The sequence below is a fragment of the Rhizobium sp. SG741 genome (assembly GCF_012275435.1).
GTDB lineage: Bacteria > Pseudomonadota > Alphaproteobacteria > Rhizobiales > Rhizobiaceae > Rhizobium > Rhizobium lusitanum.
In genome coordinates this window covers 455,940-474,585 of the sequence record NZ_JAAZQP010000001.1, presented here as the reverse complement: position 1 = coordinate 474,585, position 18,646 = coordinate 455,940, and the positions used below count along the sequence as shown (strand labels likewise).

Genomic DNA, 18,646 nt, shown 5'->3' with positions numbered 1-18,646 from the left:
GCGCTTGCCGCTCCGAAATACTTATTTTAGGATTAAAACATTCCGACAATAAATCGCCAGCGGCAGGCGGGCGTCATGCTTTTCTGCCGCTTAACAGGGGAACGGAGTGACCATGACAACGCTTACTCGGCGCGAGGCCTTGAGCCTCGGCGCAGCCGCATTCATTACTGGGATTCTCGCGGGCAGGACGCATGTGGAAGCCGCCGAAGCCGGCACGCTGACCATCGCCTTCAACGTCAACCTACCTTCTTTCGATCCGACCACAGGACCGTCGGCGGTCAATCCGTCGATCCAGGCAATCTATCGCTCGGTCTTCGACCAGTTCATCGGCCAGGGGCCGGACCTGAAATTCCAGCCGGGCCTTTTGACCGCCTGGGGCTGGAACGACGACAAGACCAAGGTTTGGATGGACGTTCGCGAGGGCGTTACCTGGCACGACGGCTCCAAGTTCACGCCCGACGACGTCGTCTGGTCGCTGGAGCGGGCAGCCAAGCAGGAAACCGGCAATCCGATCCAGTTCATCTGGTCGACGGCCAATAATTATAAGGTGGAAGGCAATCGCATTACCGGCGACGTCGTTCGCTTCGAACCCACTTACTTCAAGTGGATGGCTTTCCTCACCGGCTATGTCCTGCCGAAGGACTATTATACCAAAGTGGGCGCACAAGGCTTTGAGAAGAAGCCTGTAGGTACCGGCCCCTATATGGTCGACGCCTATGAGGGCAATTCCTATCTGCGCCTGAAGGCGAACCCCAACTATTTCGGCGGCAAGCCGGCTTTCGATACGGTCATCTTCAAGTTCGTGCCCGACACCACGAGCCGCGTCGCCGAAATCGAATCCGGCTCGTCGGACGTGACGCTGGAAATCCCCTATGAGGATTTCGACCGGCTGAAGAAGAAGTCCGGACTTGCAGGCGTTGCCACGCCGATCTCCGATATCGGCATGATCTTCATCAGCAACGTCGACCCGATGCTCGACAAGAACGTCCGCCTCGCTGCCAACCTGGCGATCGACAAGGAAGCGATCATCAAGCGTCTGCTGCGCGGCTACGGCAAGCCGCTTTCGACGCTGGAAGCGCCGGAATACGAAGCCTACGATGCCTCGATCAAGATCCCCTATGATCCGGAACAGGCGAAGAAGCTACTGGCGGCCAGCGGCTATTCGCCGGCAAAGCCGGTCAAGTTCGGCATCAAGACGACCCGCGGCTTCAAGCCGAAGGATTACGAGATGATCCAGGCGATCGTCGGCATGTGGCGCAAGGTCGGCATCGAGGCGGAAATCGAAGTCTACGAAATCGCCAAGCATTACGAACTGCGCGCCGCCCACCAGCTCGGCCCCGCCGCCTTCTATAACTGGGGCAACGCCATCGGCGACCCCACGACCTCGACCGGCTTCGCCATGTTCGGCCCCTCGCCGCACTCGGCCTGGAAGACCAAGGATGTCGACGACATGCTGGGTCCGCTCTGGGTGGAAAAGGACGAGGCGAAGCGCATCGCCGGCTGGAAGGCTGCAATTAAGTACATTGCAGAACAGGGCTATGTGATCCCGCTGCTGCAATATGTTCAGCCGATCGTCTATAAATCGAGCCTGAAGGTGACGCCGAACGTTTCCGGCGCGCTGCAGCCGACGCTGGTGTCGAAGGGGTGATCGTCCAGCTTTGAACGTGTAGCCCGGCCCCTCACCCTAACCCTCTCCCGCTCGCGGGGAGAGGGGACGATCTTTGTATCCTCGCCGGAACATGTCGTTAGGGGTAGGCTGTAGGTGCGTCTTCCCTTCTCCCCGTCAAAACGGGGAGAAGGTGCCCGACAGGGCGGATGAGGGGCTTGGGGCTCTCCATCACCACCAGCCGTGCGATCGGAATTCATAACGAATGATAGCAGTCTCCATTCTCAACCGCCTGATCATGGCCGCCGTCACGCTGTTCGGCGTGGCGTTGATCGTCTTCGTGCTGCTGCGGGTCGTGCCGGGCGATCCCATCGCCATGATGATCTCACCGGGCGCTAGCCCCGCCGATATCGCCGCGCTCCGCGCCCACTACGGCCTCGACGCAAGCCTGACCACCCAATTCGGCATCTGGCTGAAATCGGTGCTGGCGGGTGATTTCGGCACCTCGATCTCGCTGAAACGCGATGTATTATCGCTCTTGGGAGAGCGCCTGCCGGCGACGCTGGAACTGGCTTTTGCAGCCCTCGTACTCGCGGTCCTTCTCGGCGGCGCTGTCGCCATCATCGGCACACTCGCCCGGCGCACCATCCTCGAACCGATCCTCGACAGCCTCAACGGCCTCTTCCTTGCCGTGCCGGATTTCGTCTGGGCGCTGGCGCTGGTTCTGGTCCTCGGCGTGCTGTTTCCGCTCTTCCCGCTTTCCGGCCGCATCGATCCAAGCACGGACGTGCAATTCGCGACCCCCTTCTATCTCATCGAAAGCCTGCTCACCCTCCGCTTCCGCGTCTTTGCCGATATATCAGCCCATATGGTCATGCCGGTGCTGGCACTCGGCCTGCCGTTGGCGGCCATCATCGCCCGCGTGCTGAAGGCGGCACTCTCTGAAGCCATGGTGCAGGACTATATTCTGCTCGCCAAGCTGAAGGGCATGTCCGACCTGCGGCTGGTGCTGCAGGAAGCGCTGCGGAACGCCGTCGGCCCGACGATCGCGCTCACCGGCGTACAATTCACTTTCCTGATCGGCGGCACCGTCATCGTCGAGCGCATCTTCGCCTATCCCGGCATCGGAAACATGGCGATCGACGCGGTCATCAACCGCGACCTGCCGCTCATCCAGGGGCTCGTCTTGGTCTTCGGCGCTCTCTTCATCCTCGTCAACCTTGCAGTTGACCTGCTGGTCGCGGCCTTCAATCCGAGGCTCGCCCATGGCTGACGTCATCTCGCCCGCCATGCCAAGCCCGCCCTCCAGAATGGCGAAACGGGTTCGGGCATTGCTCTCCGAGCCGGAGGTGATCTTCGGCGGCGGCTTCATCCTCGTCCTGATCATTCTCGCTGTTTTCGCGCCCTATCTCGCGCCGAAGGATCCGCTGGAGCAGGATCTCATGTCCGGCACCTTGCCGCCGGCCTGGGTCGACGGCTCCGATCCAGGCTTCCTGCTGGGCACGGACGATCTGGGCCGAGACGTCCTGTCCCGCGTCATCTTCGGCACGCGTATCGCATTGACGGTCGCCTTCGTCGCGGCAGGGCTTGCGGCATTCATCGGCACGTTGCTCGGCCTTCTCGCCGGCTGGTATGGCGGATGGATCGACAAGGTGATCTCGCGCCTGGTCGATATCTGGATGGCCTTCCCGCCGGTGCTCTTGTCGATCCTGCTGGTCGCTGTCTTCGGCTCGGGCGTGCATTCGGTCATCGCCGCCATCGTCATTATCGACTGGACCCGCTTCTGTCGCGTCGTGCGCTCCGAAACCCAGGCGCAGGCGCAGATGGACTACGTGACGGCCGCCCATACGATCGGCTTTTCGCGAGCGAAGATTCTCTTCAGCGAGATCCTGCCCAATGTCATGCCGGTGCTGATCGCGCTTGTCAGCCTTGAGATGGGCATCGCCGTCATCGTCGAGGCCATCCTGTCCTTCGTCGGCCTCTCCGTCTCCTCGGACACGCCGACCTGGGGCGGCATGATCGCCGAGGGCAGGCAGATTATCTACCAAGGCTGGTGGGTGCTGGTCGTGCCGCTGATCGCCCTCTTCGCGACTGTACTTGCCTTCAATCAACTCGGCGACGGCCTGCGTCGCGCTCTCGATCCGGTAATGCGCCGATGACATCTACGCTTCTCTCCATAATGGGCCTCAGCGCCGTATCCGACCGCGAAGGCGGCGCGCCGATCCTGCGAGATGTCTCCGTCACGCTCGAGCGCGGCGAAGTGCGCGGCCTCGTCGGAGAAAGCGGCGCCGGCAAATCGACGATCGCGAAGGCCTTGCTCGGCATCCTGCCGCGCGGCGTTCGCATCACCGGCGGCTCCATCCTTTTCGAGAATCGCAATCTTCTCACTCTCTCCGCTAGGGAATTGCGCGATATCATGGGCAGCGACATCTCGCTGATCCCGCAGGACCCGCAGACGGCGCTCAATCCTGGCCGCCGCATCGAGGCACAACTGACCGATGGCCTGCGGCTGAAGCGGGGTATGTCGTCGCGCGATGCGAGACTGCGCGCGCTGAAATTGCTGGAAGAAGTGCATATCCGCGATCCCGAGCGCGTGCTGCGTGCCTATCCGCACGAATTGTCGGGTGGCATGCGGCAACGCATCTTGATTGCCGCCGCCTTTGCGCTGGAGCCGAAGCTGGTTGTCGCCGACGAGCCGACCACGGCGCTTGACGTCACCGTGCAGAAGCAGATCCTGCGCCTGATCCGCGGCCTGCAGGAGGCGCATGGCACCGCCGTCATCTTCGTCACTCACGATCTCGGCGTCGTCGCCCAGATCTGTGACAGCGTTACCCTGCTCTATGCCGGCAAGGTCATCGAGCAGGGCAAAACCGGCGATGTGCTTGCGCGCCCGCAGCACATCTACACGAAATCGCTGCTGTCAGCCGGCCCGCGCTACGACCGGCCGGATGCCGGGCTGACGCCGGTGCCGCAGGCGGTCTTCGAGCAATTGCGCCGAGAGATCGGCATTCCGGAGGTCGGACGATGAGCACTTCCGATAATCTCATGTCGGCCAGAGGCATCGAGGTTACCTATGGCGCCAAGCGGCATCTTTTCGGACCACCGGGCCATGGCATCAAGGTGTTGCACGGCGTCGACATCGATATCCGCCGCGGCGAGACCGTCGGCATCGTCGGCGAAAGCGGCTCGGGCAAGACGACGCTCGGCCGTGCCCTGCTGCGCCTGGTCGACGTCTCCGCCGGCAGCATCCATTTCGACGGCAGGGACATCACGCATCTGCCGGATAGCGAAATGCGGCCGCTGCGCCGGCGCATGCAGATGATTTTCCAGGACCCTATGGCCTCGCTCAACCCGCGCCATACGATCCGCCGCATTCTGGTCGAGCCGCTGCTCCTGCACGGACTGGCCTCGGATCGCAAGGAGGCCGAACGCCGCGTCGCCAAAATCCTCGAGCGTGTGACGCTGCCTCAAGCGTGCCTCGACCGCAATCCGCACGAGCTTTCCGGAGGCCAGCGCCAGCGCATCGGCATTGCCCGCGCCGCCCTGTTGGAACCGGACTTCGTGCTCGCCGACGAGATCGTTTCCGGCCTCGACGTGTCGACCCAGGCGCAAGTGCTTAACCTATTGAAGGAACTGTCGCGAGACCTCGGCCTGTCCATGGCCTTCATCAGCCACGACCTCTCGGTCATCCGCGCTCTCTGCGACCGCGTCTACGTCCTGCGGCACGGCCGCATCGAGGAAGAAGGCGATTGCGAGCGCGTCTTCACCGAACCCGCTTCCGCTTATACCCGCATGCTGCTCGACGCGATTCCCCTGCCGGAAATCGACCCGCACTGGCTCGGCCGCGAAAGCCTGATTGAAGAAGCATCCAGCGCTTGAATAGTCGCCCGCAGGGGGGCGCAAAGCTGCCATTTTAACCGCAGCGAGCTGCGCGACGGCACCGGCAACAGAAGGGAAGCAATATGAAATACCCTGTGTCAGCAGCAACAAAAGCCACCGGGCTACCCGGACTTCGTGGTCACGACCATACAGGACTCACGGTACCGGATATGAAGCAGGCGATCGATTTCTTCGAGAATGTGCTCGGCTGCGAGGTCGTAATGTCATTCGGGCCGTTTGCCGACGATAAGGGCACATTCATGAAAGATCTGCTCGGCGTCGACCCCAAGGCTGAAATAAAGCAGATAACGCAAGTCCGCTGTGGCTTCGGATCGAACATCGAGCTGTTCGAATATTCGGCTCCCGATCAGCGAGATCTCCAGCAGAAGAACAGCGATGTCGGTGCATTTCATATCTCGCTGTACGTTGACGATATCGCTGCAGCAAAAGCCTATCTCGATAGCAAGAACATCGAAACGCGGCTGGGACCATTCACAATCAACGACGGTCCGGCAGCTGGCCAGTCGATCCTTTACTTCCAGGCACCATGGGGGCTGCAGTTCGAAGCAATCAGCTATCCGAAGGGCATGGCCTATGAAAAAAGCGCCAAAACACGGCTATGGGATCCGAAGAGCCCGAGCAAGTGAGATTTGGCGGGAAAACGACGTCCTGATCGAACCTCCGGCTATTTCAGGCGAAAGCGCTGTATCTTGCCCGATTCCGTCTTCGGCAAGGCGTCGACGAAAATGATCGAACGTGGATATTTATAGGGCGCAATGACAGTCTTGACGTGGTCCTGTAGCGCCTTGACCAGAAGCTGCGAGCCGCTCACACCCGGCATCAACACGACATGCGCCTGAACAATGCTGCCCCGATCTTCGTCCGGCTTGCCGATGACAGCGCATTCCAGCACATCGGCATGCGACAGAAGTGCCGCTTCGACTTCCGGTCCGGCAATATTGTAGCCGGCGGAAAGAATGATGTCGTCGGAACGCGCGGCGAAATGGAAATAGCCCTCCTCGTCCCGAATGAAGCTGTCACCGGTGATGTTCCAGCCATCACGCACATAGTCCGCCTGCCTGTGGTCGGCGAGATAACGGCAGCCGATCGGCCCGCGAACCACCAGCTTGCCGATCGTGCCGCGCGGCACCTCGTTCATCTCGTCATCGACGATGCGCGCCTCATAGCCGGTCAGCGGCCTGCCAGTGCAGTTCGGCCTGGCATCATCGAGCCGATTCGAAATGAAGATATGCAGCAGCTCGGTCGAGCCGATCCCGTCGAGGATCGGCTTGCCGGTCTTGCGCGTCCACTCCTCGAAGATTGGCCCGGGCAGCGTCTCGCCAGCGGATACCGCGATGCGCAGCGAGGAGAGATCTGCCCCCTCTTCCATCGCCGCCAGCATGGCGCGATAGGCAGTTGGCGCGGTGAAGCTGATCGTCGCGCCATATTCCTGGATGATCTCGACCATGTTCTTCGGCGAGGCATTTTCAAGCAGGGCCGTAGACGCCCCGAAGCGGAGCGGGAACACGACAAGACCGCCGAGACCGAAGGTGAAGGCGATCGGCGGCGAGCCGATGAAGACATCGTCTGGCGTGACCTGCAGAACTTCTTTCGCATAGGCATCGGCGATGATCAGGATATCTCGATGGAAATGCATCGTCGCCTTCGGCACACCCGTCGATCCCGAGGTGAAGCCGAGCAGCGCCACATCGTCGCGCCCGGTTTTCACCGCTTCGAAACGAACTGATTTGTTGAGGGCGATACGGTCGAGTTCGGCATCGTGATTGGCCGTGCCGTCAAAGCCCACCACCTGCTTCAGGAAGCGGCTATCCTTGGCCGCGGCGACAAGCTCCTCAAGCAGCCTCGTATCGCAAAGCGCCAGCGAGATTTCCGCCTTGTCGATGACCTTCGAAAGTTCGCCCGCCCGCAGCATCGGCATGGTATTGACGGCGACGGCTCCGACCTTCGTCACCGCCAGCCAGCAGGCAATCATCGCCGGGTTGTTGCCGGAGCGGATGAGAACGCGATTGCCGGGCTTCACGCCGAAATTTTCGACAAGCGCATGGGCGATGCGGTTGGTCCAGTCCGCCAGTTCCTTATAAGTGCGGCGACGGCCGTTGCCGATCAGCGCCACATGATCGCCGAAACCTCGCTCGACCATCCGGTCGCTGAGTTCGAAGCCGGCATTCAGCCATTCGGGATAGTCGAAACCATCCATCAGCAACTCGGGCCATTCGCCGAAGGGCGGCAGATTGTCTCGCGTGAATGTATCGGTATGACCGGTCGGTCCCAGCATCGCCTTGCTCCCGCATTCTTCTCGATCAAATCGCCAGGACAGCCGCTTTCCCCTGCAGCCGTGTAGCGCGATAAAAAAGATCGCATCGAAGATCGAAATGTTCAAGCAAGAAATTTTAAGCCTAAAATATTTTTGGATTCTCTTTGATTTCAAAAGGCAATTTTGGAATTTTGAGCTATTGTGGCTTTCTGCTGATCGCAGATTCCGGCAAGACAAGCCTTGACGAACGGTCACGACAAGATATTTTAAACTTAAATGATTTTGAGGCGACTTCGGTCGCATGAGGAGGGATAAGCGATGCGCATCGTCTGTATCGGCGGCGGGCCTGCCGGCCTCTACTTCGCGCTTCTCATGAAGAAGCTTCATCCCGAACATTCGATCCGCGTCGTCGAGCGCAACCGCCCCTATGACACCTTCGGCTGGGGTGTGGTCTTCTCCGATGCCACCATGATATCGATGCGCGAATGGGATCCGGAAAGTGCGGCCGAGATCGAGGACGCCTTCAATCATTGGGACGATATCGAAGTCCTGTTCAAGGGCACGCGTCAGCGCACTTCAGGCCACGGCTTCGTCGGCATCGGCCGCAAGAAGCTGTTGAATATCCTGCAGAAGCGCTGCGAAGCTCTCGATGTCGAATTGATCTTCGAGACCGACGTCAATTCCGATCTCGATTACCCCGATGCCGATCTCATCATCGGTTCGGACGGCCTCAATTCCCGCATTCGCAACCATTATCCGGAGGTCTTCCAGCCGGATATGATCACCCGGCCGAACCGCTATATCTGGCTCGGCACAAACAAGCAGTACGACGCCTTCACCTTCGATTTCCGCAGGACCGAGCACGGCTGGTTCCAGGCGCACATCTACAAGTTCGACGACAAGACCTCGACCTTCATAGTAGAGACCACCGAGGAGGCCTACCTCGCCCACGGTCTCGACCAGATGGATCAGGATGGCTCCATCGCCTTCTGCGAAAACCTGTTTTCCGAAGTGCTCGACGGCGCGTCGCTGATGACCAATGCGCGTCACATCCGGGGATCGGCCTGGCTGAATTTCAACCGGCTCATCTGCGGCAAGTGGAGCCATTTCAACGGCAATTCGCATGTTGTGCTGATGGGTGACGCCGCCCACACCGCGCATTTCGCCATCGGCTCCGGCACCAAGCTCGCCATCGACGATGCCATCGAACTAACCAGGCAGTTCCAGATCCACGGGCACGATAAGGACAAGATCCCGGCCGTTCTCGAAACCTACGAGGAAATCCGCCGCGTCGACGTCGCCCGCATCCAGAATGCCGCCCGCAACGCGATGGAATGGTTCGAAGTCGTGGGACGCCGCTATGCCGACACGCTCGAGCCACCGCAATTCATGTATTCGATGCTCACCCGCTCGCAGCGCATCAGCCACGAAAATCTGAGGCTTCGCGACAAGAACTGGCTCGAAGGTTTCGAGCGCTGGTTCGCGGAGAAATCCGGCCTCGCCGTCGGCAACGACCGCTGCCTGCCGCCGATGTTCACGCCCTATCGCCTGCGCGATGTCCAGCTCGTCAACCGCATCGTCGTCTCGCCGATGGCGATGTACTCGGCGGAAAACGGCATCATGAACGATTTCCACATCGTTCATCTCGGCTCGCGCGCGCTTGGCGGTGCAGGCCTGATCTTCGCGGAGATGACCTGCGTCACACCGGATGCACGCATTACCCCCGGCTGCCTGGGCCTCTGGAACGACGAACAGGTCGCGCAATGGAAGCGGCTCGTCGATTTCGTCCATGCGAGCAGCGCCGCCAAGGTCGGCATTCAGCTCGGCCATGCCGGACGCAAGGGCGCAACGAAGCTTGCCTGGGAAGGGATCGATCAGCCGTTGGCGGAAGGTGAATGGCCGCTGATCTCGGCGTCAGCTGTCCCCTACCTTAAGAACAGCCAGGTGCCGAAGGCCATGGACCGCGCCGATATGGATCGCGTCAGGGCCGACTTCATCCGCTCGACCGAACTCGCCGTCAAGACCGGCGCCGACTGGCTGGAGCTGCACTGCGCCCACGGCTACCTGCTGTCGAGCTTCCTGTCGCCGATCACCAACACGCGTGATGACGAATATGGCGGCAGCCATGAAAACCGTGCCCGCTATCCCCTTGAAATCTTCAAGGCCATGCGCGCGATCTGGCCCGCAGACAAGCCCATGTCCGTCCGCCTCTCCTGCCATGACTGGACCGATGGCGGCAACACGCCTGAGGATGCTGCGATCTTCGCGCGTCTGTTCAAGGAGGCCGGCGCCGATCTGATCGATTGCTCCTCCGGCCAGGTATCGAAAGAGGAAAAGCCTGTTTACGGCCGCCTCTTCCAGACACCCTTTTCCGATAAGATCCGCAACGAGATTGGCATTCCCACGATTGCCGTCGGCGCAATCTCGGAAGCCGACCACGCCAATTCGATCATTGCCGCCGGCCGCGCCGATCTCTGCGCCGTCGCCCGCCCGCATCTGGCCGATCCCGCCTGGTCGCTGCATGAGGCCGCCAAGATCGGCCTGACGTCCATTCCCTGGCCGAAGCAGTATCTCTCCGGTAAGACGCAATATGAAACCAACCTTGCCCGCGCGGCCACGACCGCGCCAGCGAAGTGAGGATCAGATGACGACTTCGGGCAAACTTGCGGGCCGTCACGCCCTCATCACCGGCGCCGGCAGCGGCATCGGTGCAGCGATCGCAAGGGCGCTTGCAGCGGACGGCGCGCGCGTCACCCTGGTCGGCCGCCGCAAGGAGCCTCTGGAAGCGGTCGCAGCCGAAATCGGCGCGCAGGCATTCGTCGTCGATGGGTTCGACGTCACAAATCCCGAGGCTATCGCCCAGGGGCTCGCAAGGGCACGCGAAAAATTCGGCCCCATCGATATTCTCGTCAACAACGCCGGCGAAGCCCCGAGCGCGTCTTTCGAGAAGACCAGCCTGGACACATGGAACCATGTCCTGTCAGTCGACCTCACCGGTGTCTTTCTGGTGACGCAGGCAGTCTTGCCCGATCTGAAGGCGCATGGCGCCGGCGCGCGCATCATCAATATCGCCTCGACGGCCGGCTTGAAGGGATATGGCTACGTCTCCGCCTATGTTGCCGCCAAGCATGGCGTCGTCGGCCTGACCCGTTCGCTGGCGCTGGAATTCGCCAAGACCGGCATGACAGTCAATGCCGTCTGCCCCGGCTTCACCGATACGCCGATCATCCAGCGATCGATCGAAACCATCGTCGCCAAGACCGGGCGCACGGCCGAGCAGGCGCTTGGCGAGTTCACGAAATCCAATCCGCAGGGGCGGCTCGTCATACCGGAGGAAGTCGCTGATACCGTTCTCTGGCTGGCATCGCCGGTAGCGGCATCGATCAATGGACAGGCAATCGCGGTTGCCGGTGGGGAGATTTGAGGGGATGAGCGATCTAGATATCACGATGCGGGGCCATCTGAAGCCCTTCAAGGATTACAAGCCGCAGCATTTCCTCTGGGATGTCAGCGAGGATGGCCGCGTCGCTACGCTCACGCTGAACCGCCCGGAACGTAAGAATCCCTTGACCTTCGAGAGCTATGCCGAGCTGCGCGACCTCTTCCGTGATCTCGTCTATGCATCGGATATTCGCGCCGTGGTATTGACGGGCGCCGGCGGCAATTTCTCCTCCGGTGGCGATGTGTTCGAGATCATCGAACCGTTGACCCGCATGGCCATGCCCGAGCTTCTGGCCTTCACACGCATGACCGGCGATCTCGTGAAGGCGATGCGCAAATGCCCGCAGCCGATCATATCGGCCGTCGACGGCATCTGCGCCGGTGCCGGCGCCATCCTCGCCATGGCCTCCGATCTGCGGTTGGCGACGCCCGAGGCCAAGACCGCCTTTCTCTTCACCCGCGTCGGCCTTGCCGGCGCCGATATGGGCGCATGCGGTATCCTGCCCCGTATCATCGGCCAGGGCCGCGCCGCAGAACTTCTCTTCACCGGCCGCTCGATGACGGCGAGCGAAGGTCAGGGCTGGGGCTTCTACAACGGCTTGCACGCCAGCGCCGATCTGAAGCAGGAAGCCGTCAAACTCGCTCGCTCGTTGGCCGATGGCCCCTGGTTCGCGCATGGTATGACGAAGACCATGCTGAACCAGGAATGGGCGATGGGCATCGACGAGATGATCGAATCCGAAGCGCAGGCCCAGGCTGTCTGCATGGCGACGCAGGACTTCCGTCGCGCCTTCGAGGCTTTCGCCGCCAAGCGCAAACCGGAATTTCAGGGAGACTAGGCAATGTCTATGGCAAGCGCCCTCCCCGGTCCGACGCGAGACCATTTGGATTGGCCGTTCTTCGAGGAACGCCACCGTGAATTCGCGGCTGAGGTGGACACTTTCGCCGGATCCTCCGCCGTTGCAGCGATCGATCACAGGGATGTCGACGGCGCTTGCCGTAAGCTGGTCAAGGCGCTCGGCGATGCCGGGCTTCTTGCCGCCGCCACGGGTTCTTCCCATGACGAACCGCTGATCGACTCCCGCCTCGTCTGCCTCGCACGCGAAACTCTTGCCTGGCATGACGGCCTTGCCGACTTCGCCTTTGCCATGCAGGGGCTGGGCACCGGCGCGATCGGCCTTTCCGGTTCACCAGAGCTGCGCGCGGCTGTTCTGCCCAAGGTGCGCTCGGGCGATTGGCTTGCCGCCTTCGCGCTTTCGGAAAAAGACGCCGGTTCCGATGTGGCGGCCATGAGCTGTGCCGCCCGCCTCGATGGCGACCATTATGTTCTCGACGGCGAGAAGACCTGGATCTCGAACGGCGGCATCGCCGACGTCTACACGGTTTTTGCCCGCACCGGCGAGGCGCCGGGAACGCGCGGCATTTCCGCTTTCGTCGTCTTTGCCGATGATCCCGGCTTTTCCATCGCCGGGCGCATCGAGGTGATCGCGCCGCATCCGCTGGCGACGATCCGCTTCGAGAATTGCCGCATCCCCGCGTCGCGGCGGCTCGGTGCGCCGGGCGAAGGTTTCAAGATCGCCATGCGCACGCTGGATATCTTCCGCGCCTCGGTCGCTGCCGCAGGCCTCGGCTTTGCCCGCCGCGCGCTCGATGAATCCCTTGCCCATGTTCGCGCGCGTCCGATGTTTGGCGGAAGGCTCGAGGACCTTCAGTTGACGCAGGCCGCCCTCGGCGATATGGCGACCGGCATCGACGCGGCGGCATTGCTCACCTATCGGGCGGCCTGGCGTCGCGACGTGCAGCGCTTGCCGACGACGCGCGAGGCGGCCATGGCCAAGATGACGGCTACGGAAACCGCACAGAGCGTCATCGACCGCGCCGTTCAGCTCTTCGGTGGACGTGGCGTAAGGTCCGGCGAGATAACGGAAAAGCTCTATCGGGAGATCCGCGCGCTTCGCATCTATGAAGGTGCGACGGAGGTTCAGAAACTCATCGTCGCGCGCGAACTTCTGAAAGCCAATTAGTGGGAGACGAAAGCATGAGCCGCGAGATTTTCGACTGGGCCGATCCGTTCCGGCTGGTGGAGCAGCTGAGCGATGAAGAACGCATGGTGCTGGATACCGCGCATTCCTATGCGCAGGAGAAGCTTGCCCCCCGCGTGCTCGAAGCCTTCCGCCATGAAAAGACCGATCCGACGATCTTCCGCGAGATGGGCGAGCTCGGCCTGCTCGGACCGACGATTGCGCCGGAATATGGCGGCGCCGGCCTCGGCTATGTCGCCTATGGCCTGATCGCCCGCGAGGTCGAGCGCGTCGACAGCGGCTATCGCTCGATGATGAGCGTGCAGTCCTCGCTGGTCATGGTGCCGATCGATGCTTTCGGCTCCGAGGCCCAGAAGCAGAAATACCTGCCGAAGCTTGCCACTGGCGAATGGATCGGCTGCTTCGGCCTCACCGAGCCGAACCATGGCTCCGACCCCGGCTCGATGGTGACGCGGGCAAAGAAGGTCGATGGCGGCTATAGCCTGACCGGCGCCAAGACCTGGATCTCCAACGCACCGATCGCCGATGTCTTCGTCGTCTGGGCAAAGACCGAGGACGGCATCATCCGCGGCTTCATCCTTGAAAAGGGCTGGAAGGGACTGTCGGCGCCCGCCATCCACGGCAAGGTCGGCCTGCGCGCCTCGATCACGGGCGAAGTGGTCATGGACAATGTCTTCGTGCCGGAGGAAAACCTGCTGCCGAACGTCTCCGGCCTCAAGGGTCCGTTCACCTGCCTCAACTCCGCCCGCTTCGGCATTGCCTGGGGCGCATTGGGTGCGGCCGAGGATTGCTATGCCAAGGCGCGGCAATATGTGCTCGACCGCAAGCAGTTCGACCGGCCGCTTGCCGCCAACCAGCTGATCCAGAAGAAGCTCGCCGACATGGTGACCGAGATCACCCTTGGCCTGCAGGGCTGCCTGCGTCTCGGCCGCATGAAGGAAGACGGCCATCCGCCTGTCGAACTGACGTCGATCCTCAAGCGCAACAGCTGCGGCAAGGCGCTGGATATCGCCCGCGCAGCCCGCGACATGCTCGGCGGCAACGGCATTTCCGACGAGTTCGGCATTGCCCGCCATCTCGTCAACCTCGAGGTGGTCAACACCTACGAGGGAACCCACGACATCCACGCCCTCATCCTCGGCCGCGCCATCACTGGCATCGCCGCCTTTTCGAATTGAGGTCCGTCTTGGCGTTCAAAACCACCAGACCCCTGCGCTTCGGAGACTGCGACCCCTCGGGGATCGCCTATTTCCCGTCCTATCTGAACATCCTCGTCGGGGTGTTGGAAGATTACTTTGCCTCGACCGGCTTTTCCTGGCGAAAGCTGATCGACGAGCGCCGCATCGGTGTCCCGACCGTGCGGCTCGATCTGACTTTCATGAAGCCGGGCCTTCAGGGCGACGACCTCGAATTCCTGCTGACAGTGCGCGGCATCGGCCGTTCTTCGCTGGACCTGGAACACCAGGTCTCGGCGAACGGCCATGTGCTCTGGACTGCCAAGCACCGTGTCGTTGCCACCTCGCTCGATAACCATCAATCGCTTGCCTGGCCGGATGATATCCGCGCCGCACTGACCTCTCATCTGGAGACGACCGATGCACACCATCCTGCAACCTGAAGGCTGGGCCAAGCCGATCGGCTATGCCAACGGCATGACGGCAACCGGCCGCATGGTGTTCGTCGGCGGCCAGGTCGGCTGGAATGCCGCCTGCGAATTCGAAAGCGACGACTTTGTCGAGCAGGTGCGCCAGACATTGAAGAATGTCGTCGCCATCCTGGCCGAAGGCGGCGCCGAGCCGAAGCACATCACCTCGATGACCTGGTATTTCACCGACAAGCAGGAATATCTCGGTAGCCTCAAGGCTATCGGTCAGGCCTATCGCGAAATCATCGGCCGGCACTTCCCGGCCATGGCTGCCGTACAGGTCGTCGCTCTGGTCGAGGATCGCGCCAAGATCGAGATCCAGGCGACCGCCATCATTCCGGAATAATATCGCACAGGCGGTCAAGATCATGTCGGCACTGCGCTTTTCGGACACCATCTCGGCGGCGCTGACTGACGGGGTCATCGTCGTCACCATAGACAATGCGCCCGTCAACGCGCTCTCGGCCGATGTCCGGGCCGGCCTGATGGCGGCGCTCGATCATGCCGAGAACGAAAGCGCAATCGCCGGCGTCGTACTGACAGGCGCGGGCAACAGCTTCATCGGCGGCGCAGACATCAAGGAACTCGGCAAGCCACCGGTCGAACCGCTCCTGCCTGACGTCATTGCCCGCATCGAAACCTTTCCGAAACCCGTCGCCGCGGCGATCAATGGCGCAGCGCTCGGGGGCGGCCTGGAAGTGGCGTTGGCCTGCCACCGCCGCCATGCGGCTCCATCAGCCAAGCTCGGCCTGCCGGAAGTCAAGCTCGGCATCGTGCCCGGCGCTGGCGGCACGCAACGCCTGCCACGCCTCATCGGCACCGCTGCCGCCATCGATATGATCGCCGGCGGACGCATCATTTCTGCCTCGGAAGCCCTCAAGCTCGGCATTGTGGACAGAGTCTCCGAAAGCACGCTGCTCGCAGACACCATTGCCGATATCAAGAATGCCGACGCCTCATCTTTGCGCCGTACCGGTATGCTTTCCGTTCCATCTACTCTCATTGAAACCATCGAAAAGGCAGCCGCCGATGCACTGCGCAAGGCACGCGGCCAGCGTGCCCCAACGGAAGCCGTCCGCCTCGTTCGCCTCTCCGCAACCGCTCCCCTGGCCGAGGGGTTGGCCGAAGAACGCCGCACCTTCCTAGAGCTTCGCGACAGCGAGGAGGCGACCGCGCTGCGCCATGTCTTCTTCGCCGAACGCGCAGCCGGCAAGGTCGAAGGTTTGGAGGCAGTCACGCCACGCAGGATTGAAACCGTCGGGATCGTCGGCACCGGCCTGATGGGATCGGGCATCGCGGTCGCCGCGCTCAACGGCGGCTATCGCGTCATCGGCGTCGAGCAGAGTGCCGAAGCAGCCGAGAAGGGCCGCGAACGGATCGCCGGCATTCTCGACAAGGCGGTGCAATCCGGCCGCCTCGACGCGGCCGGTCGCGAGGACCGTTTAAGTCGATTGAGCGTGACCGCCGATATGCAGCAACTCGGGCAGGCCGATATCGTCATCGAAGCCGTCTTCGACGACCTCACCGTCAAGACCGAACTGTTCCAGCGCCTCGATACGATCGTCCGCGCCGACGCAATTCTCGCGACCAATACCAGCTATCTCAATCCGGACGTCATCGCTGCGGCAACCGCGCGGCCCGAGCGGATCGTCGGCCTGCACTTCTTCTCGCCCGCCCACATCATGCGGCTGCTGGAAGTGGTGAACTGCAAGAAGACGGCGCCGGAGGTCCTGGCGAGCGCACTGGCATTCGCGAAACGCTTAAGCAAACTGCCCATCGTCTGCGGCGTCACCGAAGGCTTCATCGGCAACCGCGTCTTCTCGGCCTATCGCCGCGAGGCCGAATACATGGTCGAGGACGGCGCTTTGCCCGACGAAATCGATGCAGCTCTGGAAGCCTATGGTTTTCCCATGGGTCTTTTCGCCGTCTACGACATGGCAGGCCTGGAGATCGCCTGGGCGCGCCGCAAGCGGCAGGCTGCAACGCGCAATCCTGCGGAACGCTATGTCGTCATCGCCGACCGCCTCTGCGAGGCCGGCCGCTTCGGCCAGAAGGCCGGGCGTGGCTGGTATGCCTATCCCGACGGCAAACGGACGATCGATCCCGGCGTAACAGCCATGATCGAAGCGGCACGCGCCGAGAAAGGCATCGTGCCAAAGCACTTCACCGACGAAGAGATCGTTGCCCGCCTGCTGAAAGCCATGTCCGATGAGGGCGACGCGCTGCTTGCGGACGGCATTGCTGCCCGCGCCAGCGACATCGATCTCGTCATGATCAACGGCTACGGCTTTCCATCGAGCAAGGGCGGCCCGATGTTCGCCGCCGGCCGCCGCTAGAGCGTTTCCAGGAAAAGTGCGAAGCGGTTTTCCATCTGGAATGCGTAAAGAAACAAAAAGATAGAGCGTTTACGCTGCCGAAGACAGCAGCGTGAACAGTTCCTGCGGTCGGTTGACCCCGCGCAGCGCGTAGCGACCGACGGAGACAAGATCGTTGCTGTTGTGTGTCGATAGCGCCTCGACGAAGTTCGACGACATCAGGACGTTGCGGTCGGCCGAACGGCACATGGAGGCAATGCGGCTCACCTCGTTGACAGCAGGCCCGATGACGGTGAAGTCCAGCCGGTCCATGCTGCCGATATTGCCGTAGAAGACATCGCCGATATGCAGGCCGAGATAGACATCCGTGACGGGCCTGCCTTCGATCTGCCGCTGGGCGTTAAGATCGCGCAACCGCTGGCGCAGCAGCGATTCCGCCATCAGTGCGGCCGCACAGGCATCGGCCGAATTCCTGGCCTTGAAGATCGCCAGCGTGCCGTCGCCGATCAGCTTCAGCACGTTGCCGCCCGCCTCGTGGATCGAGGAAATGACGGCATCGGCGTAAGCGTTCAGCATCGGGATGATCTCATCCGGCTCGGCGGTATCCGAGATGCGCGTATAGTTGGCGAGATCGGAAAACCAGAGCGCCGCTGAAATCCGTTCGGTCTTGCCGCGCGTGATCTTGCCTTCGAGAACATGGCGGGCGGCATCCTCGCCGAGATAGACCTCGGCGATCGTGCGGGCGATGCGGCTCATGCCAGTGCACTTGATTGCCAGCGCCAGCGCCGGCGTGAGCTTGCGCAGCACGTACAGATCCTCGTCGGGGAAACCGACTTCGGCAGCGGTGGCGAAGTTGGAATAGAAGCAGTCCATCTCGCCGATCGTACCGCCCTCTTCGAAACGGTGCACCATGGCAATGTAGTCCGTGTGACCATCGGCCTGCAGTGTATCGAGCCCGTAGAAATCGGCCGGCTCACCAAAACCGATACGCCGGCGCACCTCGTCCCCGCCTGTCGTCAACATATGATAGAAGGCGGAACGTTGCCAATTCTCGGCGGCGATCCCCTGATGCGACGGGCCATATTCGAACTCGCGCTCGATCACCCGGTTGCCGTCCCAGCGGAAGGCACGGCCTTCATAGACCGGATGCAGCGTGTCCATCAGCGCCATGGCTCGATCGAGGTTGAGGCCATGCTGGCGGCACTGCTCGCAGAAACCCGCCAGGATATCGGTTTCTGCCATGCCCTTGAGGCCTGCTTGCATGAGCCAGCTGGCGATTTCGCCGATGTCCTTCGCGTCCATGGATATCTCCCGACCCTCTAAAGGATTCGCTTTAGTACGAAACTTATAGGCTTGGAATGCCATACGACGCAAAATAGTCTCTATGGAAGCAAGTGATCGCCGCTCCTGTGGCACAGAAGCGGCGATTTGCCCCCCTGGAAG

16 protein-coding genes are annotated in these 18,646 nt (G+C 61.8%); 14 read left to right on the top strand and 2 right to left on the bottom strand.

Annotated elements, in window-relative coordinates; translation table 11 throughout:
- Positions 1 to 112: 112 nt before the first annotated feature.
- The 6 genes from FHT29_RS02460 to FHT29_RS02435 all read left to right on the top strand — a co-directional run bounded on the left by FHT29_RS02460 (position 113) and on the right by FHT29_RS02435 (position 6,132).
- Positions 113 to 1,648, top strand: a complete 1,536-nt coding sequence (locus tag FHT29_RS02460; protein ID WP_168599104.1) for an ABC transporter substrate-binding protein — start codon at positions 113 to 115, stop codon at positions 1,646 to 1,648.
- A gap of 223 nt (positions 1,649 to 1,871) precedes the next feature.
- On the top strand, positions 1,872 to 2,879 hold the full coding sequence (locus tag FHT29_RS02455; protein ID WP_047562315.1) for an ABC transporter permease: 1,008 nt from the start codon (positions 1,872 to 1,874) through the stop codon (positions 2,877 to 2,879).
- A complete protein-coding gene (locus FHT29_RS02450) occupies positions 2,872 to 3,765 on the top strand; it encodes an ABC transporter permease (protein WP_168599103.1) in 894 nt (297 codons plus the stop codon). The genes FHT29_RS02455 and FHT29_RS02450 overlap by 8 nt, the downstream gene beginning before the upstream one ends.
- Complete coding sequence (locus FHT29_RS02445) at positions 3,762 to 4,634, top strand: ABC transporter ATP-binding protein (RefSeq protein WP_168599102.1); 873 nt, start codon at positions 3,762 to 3,764, stop codon at positions 4,632 to 4,634. The genes FHT29_RS02450 and FHT29_RS02445 overlap by 4 nt, the downstream gene beginning before the upstream one ends.
- Entirely contained in the window at positions 4,631 to 5,485 is an 855-nt protein-coding gene (locus FHT29_RS02440) for an ATP-binding cassette domain-containing protein (protein WP_092573332.1), read from the top strand. Before FHT29_RS02445 ends, FHT29_RS02440 begins: the two co-directional genes overlap by 4 nt.
- Before the next feature lie 83 nt (positions 5,486 to 5,568).
- Positions 5,569 to 6,132: a VOC family protein gene (locus FHT29_RS02435; protein WP_047638763.1), complete on the top strand. Its 564-nt coding sequence runs from the start codon at positions 5,569 to 5,571 to the stop codon at positions 6,130 to 6,132.
- Between the two features lie 38 nt (positions 6,133 to 6,170).
- Here the strand turns inward: FHT29_RS02435 and FHT29_RS02430 are convergent, their stop codons facing one another.
- Positions 6,171 to 7,781 (bottom strand): AMP-binding protein, encoded by a 1,611-nt coding sequence (locus FHT29_RS02430; protein ID WP_047562906.1) that lies wholly within the window; start codon positions 7,779 to 7,781, stop codon positions 6,171 to 6,173.
- A 297-nt stretch (positions 7,782 to 8,078) separates the two neighbouring features.
- Here FHT29_RS02430 and FHT29_RS02425 point away from each other — a divergent pair, with 297 nt between their 5' ends.
- From FHT29_RS02425 to FHT29_RS02390, 8 genes are read left to right on the top strand one after another with little or no spacing between them, the layout of a single operon-like run.
- The gene (locus FHT29_RS02425) at positions 8,079 to 10,397 is read left to right on the top strand and encodes a bifunctional salicylyl-CoA 5-hydroxylase/oxidoreductase (protein ID WP_037195357.1); all 2,319 of its coding nucleotides are present in this window, start codon (positions 8,079 to 8,081) and stop codon (positions 10,395 to 10,397) included.
- A gap of 7 nt (positions 10,398 to 10,404) precedes the next feature.
- Entirely contained in the window at positions 10,405 to 11,184 is a 780-nt protein-coding gene (locus FHT29_RS02420) for an SDR family NAD(P)-dependent oxidoreductase (RefSeq protein ID WP_047562307.1), read from the top strand.
- A gap of 4 nt (positions 11,185 to 11,188) precedes the next feature.
- Positions 11,189 to 12,040 (top strand): enoyl-CoA hydratase family protein, encoded by an 852-nt coding sequence (locus tag FHT29_RS02415; protein WP_047562304.1) that lies wholly within the window; start codon positions 11,189 to 11,191, stop codon positions 12,038 to 12,040.
- 3 nt (positions 12,041 to 12,043) lie between these two features.
- Entirely contained in the window at positions 12,044 to 13,225 is a 1,182-nt protein-coding gene (locus tag FHT29_RS02410; protein ID WP_047562301.1) for an acyl-CoA dehydrogenase family protein, read from the top strand.
- A 14-nt stretch (positions 13,226 to 13,239) separates the two neighbouring features.
- Positions 13,240 to 14,421 (top strand): acyl-CoA dehydrogenase, encoded by a 1,182-nt coding sequence (locus FHT29_RS02405; RefSeq protein WP_168599101.1) that lies wholly within the window; start codon positions 13,240 to 13,242, stop codon positions 14,419 to 14,421.
- A gap of 8 nt (positions 14,422 to 14,429) precedes the next feature.
- Positions 14,430 to 14,861 carry a thioesterase family protein gene (locus FHT29_RS02400; RefSeq protein WP_047555412.1) on the top strand — a complete coding sequence of 144 codons (432 nt, stop codon included), beginning with the start codon at positions 14,430 to 14,432 and terminating at the stop codon, positions 14,859 to 14,861.
- Entirely contained in the window at positions 14,839 to 15,234 is a 396-nt protein-coding gene (locus FHT29_RS02395) for a RidA family protein (protein ID WP_037196571.1), read from the top strand. The genes FHT29_RS02400 and FHT29_RS02395 overlap by 23 nt, the downstream gene beginning before the upstream one ends.
- Positions 15,235 to 15,256: 22 nt before the next feature.
- Positions 15,257 to 17,224 (top strand): 3-hydroxyacyl-CoA dehydrogenase NAD-binding domain-containing protein, encoded by a 1,968-nt coding sequence (locus FHT29_RS02390; protein WP_168599100.1) that lies wholly within the window; start codon positions 15,257 to 15,259, stop codon positions 17,222 to 17,224.
- Between the two features lie 69 nt (positions 17,225 to 17,293).
- Here FHT29_RS02390 and FHT29_RS02385 read toward each other — a convergent pair whose 3' ends face one another.
- On the bottom strand, positions 17,294 to 18,505 hold the full coding sequence (locus FHT29_RS02385) for an adenylate/guanylate cyclase domain-containing protein (protein WP_037196567.1): 1,212 nt from the start codon (positions 18,503 to 18,505) through the stop codon (positions 17,294 to 17,296).
- Between the last annotated feature and the right edge of the window lie 141 nt (positions 18,506 to 18,646).